This is a genomic window from Streptomyces sp. NPDC037126, from assembly GCF_055605965.1.
On sequence record NZ_JBVJTD010000071.1, the window covers coordinates 1 to 5227 of the forward strand.

4 protein-coding genes and 1 pseudogene are annotated in these 5227 nt (G+C 65.9%); 3 read left to right on the forward strand and 2 right to left on the reverse strand.

Annotated features, from left to right (window positions below; genetic code table 11):
* Nucleotides 1-319: 319 nt before the first annotated feature.
* On the reverse strand, nt 320-2158 hold the full coding sequence (gene asnB, locus ACZ7FF_RS44770) for an asparagine synthase (glutamine-hydrolyzing) (protein WP_470820495.1): 1839 nt from the start codon (nt 2156-2158) through the stop codon (nt 320-322).
* Nucleotides 2159-2806: 648 nt separating this feature from the next.
* Between asnB and ACZ7FF_RS44775 the strand changes: the two genes are divergently transcribed.
* Nucleotides 2807-3298, forward strand: coding sequence for a hypothetical protein (locus ACZ7FF_RS44775; protein WP_470820500.1), 492 nt, complete (start codon nt 2807-2809; stop codon nt 3296-3298).
* 139 nt (nt 3299-3437) lie between these two features.
* Here ACZ7FF_RS44775 and ACZ7FF_RS44780 read toward each other — a convergent pair.
* Nucleotides 3438-4380, reverse strand: a pseudogene (locus ACZ7FF_RS44780) (IS256 family transposase); the annotation flags it as partial.
* Between the two features lie 2 nt (nt 4381-4382).
* Here ACZ7FF_RS44780 and ACZ7FF_RS44785 point away from each other — a divergent pair.
* Together ACZ7FF_RS44785 and ACZ7FF_RS44790 are read left to right on the forward strand one after the other, a co-directional pair.
* Nucleotides 4383-4610: a hypothetical protein gene (locus tag ACZ7FF_RS44785; RefSeq protein WP_470820497.1), complete on the forward strand. Its 228-nt coding sequence runs from the start codon at nt 4383-4385 to the stop codon at nt 4608-4610.
* Between the two features lie 159 nt (nt 4611-4769).
* Nucleotides 4770-5201: a hypothetical protein gene (locus tag ACZ7FF_RS44790; protein ID WP_470820499.1), complete on the forward strand. Its 432-nt coding sequence runs from the start codon at nt 4770-4772 to the stop codon at nt 5199-5201.
* The last annotated feature ends 26 nt before the right edge of the window (nt 5202-5227 follow it).

Consider the following 5227-nt stretch of genomic DNA (forward strand, 5'->3'; position numbering starts at 1 on the left):
TTAACGCCTTCCAGATCGCCTTCGAAGGACGCCTCACCCCCACCACCAGCCACTGAACCTCAACAACCAAGATCAGCCGTTGACTGGACACACCCCCGGGTGGCCCGTCTGCTCGGCCCGAGACGGTAAGCCGCCGGTGTGTGCACTCCCGCCATGAATACGACAAGAACTCTGCTTCAACTGCCCGATCAACTGGCTCGTCCGGCACGTCCGCCGGCAACTCGGCCGGCGGGACCCTTTCAACCGCCGCACCAGAGACGTCACGTCGCTCATCAGGTGTTACATCCATGATCGGGAGACACGCGGCAGGCTTACGGGTTCAGGTGAAGGACACCTCTGGCTGGTACATGTCCAGCCAGAGGGCCAGGTTCACGGTGCGTTCCAGGCCGCGGCGCGACGCCAGCGTGACCTGGGGTGTGCTACGGTGGGCGGCTTCGTGGACGCGGTCGCGGTCGAGCAGGTCGAAGATCGGGTGGGAGGGGCGGGCGAGGATGTCCTTGACGTGTTCCTGAATGGTGAGCGCGTATTTCGGATCCTGGGTGGACGGGTAGGGGCTCTTAGCCCTGTCGTACACGGATGTCGGGATCAGGTCGGCGGTGGCCTCGCGCAGCAGGCTCTTTTCCCTGCCGTCGAACGATTTCAACGACCAGGGCGTGTTGTACACGTACTCGACGAGCCGGTGGTCGCAGAACGGCACCCGCACCTCCAAGCCGATCGCCATGCTCATACGGTCCTTGCGGTCGAGTAGCAGCTGTACGAACCGGGTCAGGTGCAGATGGCAGATCTTCCGCATCCGGTACTCGAAGTCGCTTTCGCCGTCCAGGCGTTGGATGTCCGCGATGGCGGTGCCGTAACTGTCCGCGATGTACGTCTTAAGGTCCAGGGCGTCGCTGAGGGCGGGGTTCAGGATGCCGGAGTCGCTTCCGAAGCGCTGAGCCTTGGCCATCCAAGGGAAGGTGTCGGCATGTCTGGCCTCCTCGTCAAAGAACTGGAGATAGCCACCGAAGACCTCGTCGGCCGCCTCGCCGGACAGCGCGACGGTGGAGTGGTCGCGGATCGCCCGGAAGAGCAGGTAGAGCGAGGAGTCCAGGTCACCGATACCCAGAGGCAGATCGCGTGCCCGGATCGTCTCGGCTCGCACGTCGAGATCAGCCAGAGCTTGCGTGTCAAGGACGATGTCCTGGTGTTCCGTACCGGAAGCGAGGGCGACGTCGTGCACGAACGGGGAGTCTGGAGCGGCGCGCAGCTCGTCCGCGACGAAGTTGTCGGCGTGTCCCACAAAGTCCACGGCGAAGCTGCGCACCTTCTCTCCCTGCTCTGCGAGCCGGCGGGCGGCCAGTGCGGTCAGCGCGGAGGAGTCCAGGCCTCCTGACAGCAGCATGCAGCGAGGGACGTCGGCGACGAGCTGGCGGCGGACGATGTCGTCGAGCAAAGACCGCACGGTGGCGATGGTGGTGGCGCGATCGTCCATGTGCTGGCGCGTCTCCAGTTGCCAGTAGATACGCCGGCGCATTCCCTGCCGGTCGACGGTGACGAGGGTGCCGGGCTCCAGCTCCCGCATTCCGTCCCAGATCGCGTGCCCGGGCGTCTTGACCATGCCGAAGATCTCCCGAAGTCCGTCAAGACGGACCCGGGCGGAGGCGAGCGGGTGGGCGAGGATCGCCTTCGGCTCGGAGCCGAACAGGACGCCGTCAGAGGTCGGGTAGTAGTAGAAGGGTTTGACGCCCATACGGTCGCGGACCATTACCAACCGGTTGCGGCGACCGTCCCAGATCGCGAAGGCGTACATACCGTTGAGCCGCTCGGCGAGAGCCTCGTCCCATTCGAGGTAGGCGTGCAGGACCACCTCGGTGTCGGAGTCGGTGGTGAAACGATGGCCGCGGTCGATCAGTTCGCGGCGCAGCTCGGTGAAGTTGTAGGTCTCGCCCGAGTAGACGAGCACCACGATGCCTTCGGGAGTCACCACGCTCATGGGCTGTCGGCCGCCGGGGAGGTCGATGATCGCGAGCCTGCGGTGACCGAGAGCCGCGTGCCCTTCGGACCAGGTGCCGTGGTCGTCCGGACCCCGGCAGGACATGGTCACGGTCATCGCGTCCACGGCCGCTTTCTCAGCCCTCAGATCACGGTCGAAGGACACCCAGCCTGTGATCCCGCACATGCGTACCTCCAGTGTCAGGCCGCCGGGACGAGCCCGACCATTCACGGCTCCGCTCAAGGTCTGAGCCACTCCGCTCTCGACAAGCCAGCCGCTTGGTGAGCAACTACATCGGGCGTGCGATTGTCCGATCACGGCACGCTGTACAAGAAGTACCCCGAGTCCCGCGCTGCCGGCCCGGACCAGCGGCCTTAATACGCCATTCGGCGCATGCGTTCGGCGATATACCGCCGTATCGGCAGGCACTTCAGTGCGTAGCAGGAGAGCGTCAGGCGGAGCACATGTGGCGCAATGACCCTTGCGCCGGCGGGCGCCTGCTGGGAGGGTGCCGGACGGATGTGCCGTGGCCCACGCCCACATCCATCCGAGCGCATGTCCTTCGCCCGGCTGGAGCATTTGTCGCATACGAGTGCTCGTAGCCCCTTCAGGGAGTGAGCAGTGATCGCCGTCATCGACGCCGCCACGACTGTCGCCGCACGCCACTACACCCACCACGACGGCCACGGCGCCAACCCCGCACCGCTCTAACCCGGCCGTGATCCGCCGTGAGCTCACCACCCTCGACGTCCAGGCGGGCATGACGTCGCCGAGTTCGGCACCGGCTCCGGCTGCTCCGGCGCGGTGACCAGCCTCGACGTCGACAGTCGCCTCGTGAAGTGGGCGAACCTCATCCACCACGAGCGCGGCCCAGACCACATCCACTGCCACGTCGCCGACGGCACTGCCAACTTCGTGGACAAGGCGCCGTACGACCGGATGGTGGCTTGGTGCACCCCGCCACCGGTGCCGAAGGCATGGGCGGACCAGATCGCCGATAGCGGCCTGATCATCGCCCCCTGCCGATCGCGACCATCCCCAGTATGCCCGTGGTCGCCAAAATCCGAATGGCCGACGGCGAGCCGGCCGTCGGCCGACGGCCGACGAGGCGGTGTTCACCGGCGGCCACATCGAGGCGACCGGCTCCCTGAAGGACAACCTCGACCCGCCGGGCCGGTGGGTGGACTGGGGGAACCGCACGCCCGCCCCGTCGCAGATCTCCATCGCATGGCGCGAGCGCGACGGCCGCCGCCTTGCAGCAGGACGGAACGATTCCTCGCCGCCGCCCCGACTCCCGGTTCCTCGCGGTCCTGCACAACTGGCTGACCGTCTGGGAGGACGCCGACCGCCACGCGCCTGAGACGCCATCCGCTTTCCGAACGTGATCATTTGGTTCGGGTGGGTGGGCATGAACTCCGGCTGGTGGGGGTGTGTCAATTTAACGGCTGATCTTGGTTGTTGAAGGTCAGTTGTTGCTCGGGGTGAGGCGGCCTTCGAAGGCGATCTGGAAGGCATTCAGGGGCGCCTTCCAGCGCATGGTCCACCGCTTTGCGGCCCTTGCCGGTCGGGTCCAGGCTCATCAGCGCCATGTAGATGCACTTCAAAGCGGCGGCTTCGTTGGGAAAGTGCCCGCGGGCGCGGACGGCCCTGCGGATGCGGGCGTTGACGCTCTCGATCGCGTTCGTGCTGCAGATGACCTTGCGTATCTCGACGTCGAAGGAGAGGAAGGGCACGAACTCGGCCCAGGCGTCCGACCACAGCTTCACGATCGCCGAATACTTCTCTCCACAGGACTCCTGGAACTCCAGGAACCGCTCCGTCGCGGCGTCCTCGCTGGGTGCGGTGTAGACGGGCTCGAGTGCCTTGGCGACCTTGTCCCAGTCCTGACGGGCGGCGTAACGGAACGAATTGCGCAGCAGGTGAACCACGCACGTCTGGACAATCGTGCGAGGCCAGACGGTTTCCACGGCCTCGGGAAGGCCCTTGAGCCCGTCGCAGACGAGCATGAGCACGTCGTCCAGGCCGCGGTTCTTCAGCTCGGTGAACACGTGCAACCAGTACTTGGCGCCCTCGCCGCCGTCGCCGGCCCAGATGCCGAGGATGTCGCGGGTGCCGTCCACGGTCACCGCCATCAGCACGTAGATCGGACGGTTCGCGACCTTCCCGTCCCTGATCTTCACGTTGATGGCGTCCACGAACAGGACGGGGTAGACGCGGTCGAGGGGCCGGTTCTGCCATTCGGCCATGCCTTCCATGACCTTGTCGGTGATGGTGGAGATGGTCTGTTTGGACACCTCCGCTCCGTAGACCTCGGCGGGATGAGCGGAGATCTCCCCGTGCGTGAGGCCCTCCGCGGACAAGGAGAGCACCATCTCGTCGACGCCGGTCAGACGCCGCTGGTGACCACGCCGTGGAGATCGAGCCGGTGCGGCCGGTGGGCGGGTCGGCTCCGCACTCGGACGCGCTGTTCGGGGTGAACGCGTCGTTGCAGGTCTATGCCGATGACATCGGCCTGTCGTTGAAAAACGGTCTTGTACTACCGGTTCGGGACGGTCTACTGCTCGCCCAGGTGCCGGACGAGGTCCTGGCGTCAGCGACAGGAAGCGTTCAGAACACCGTCACGGTGACGCCGATATGAACGCTCCGTTTACCCAGCTTGTTCCGATTCTGACCGAGTTGGCGTCACGTCTTGGCGGCGATCTCGCGGCGGGAGGACCCTCCCGAAGGAGGAAAGGGGCCGCGGGTTCCTTGCGGCTTCAGTGCCCCTCCCGGCCCCTGGGAGGGGTGGTGTTTCCCCATGCTGTTGGAGAAAGTCGGTCAGGTTTCCCGGCGTCGTTATGACGAGATCGTTTCCGGCGACCGGCAGCTGGTCGCCCAGATCGGCCGGGCGATGTTCACCATCGGTGACCACGCCGTGGAGATCGAGCCGGTGCGGCCGGTGGGCGGGTCGGTGGTGGCGCTGACCAAGGTCCGGGACGCGGCGGAGTGTCCGTCGTGCGGGACGCGGTGGACGCCGGGGGTGGAACATCCGGCGGGCGTCTCGCACCGGTGGCCGGCCTACCAGCGCCGCGACTGCATTCCCCACGCCGTGCTGGCCAGCATCCCGGGAGTCACTGGTCATCGATGCATCTTCCATGATCGGGAGTTACACCGAACGATTTCTAGGGTCCGTCTTCAAACGGATCTTGCCCAGAGCAGGAACGACGCGAGAGTGACCGCTGCTTCGTAGGAGGTGGCGGTCTTTTCGTATCGGGT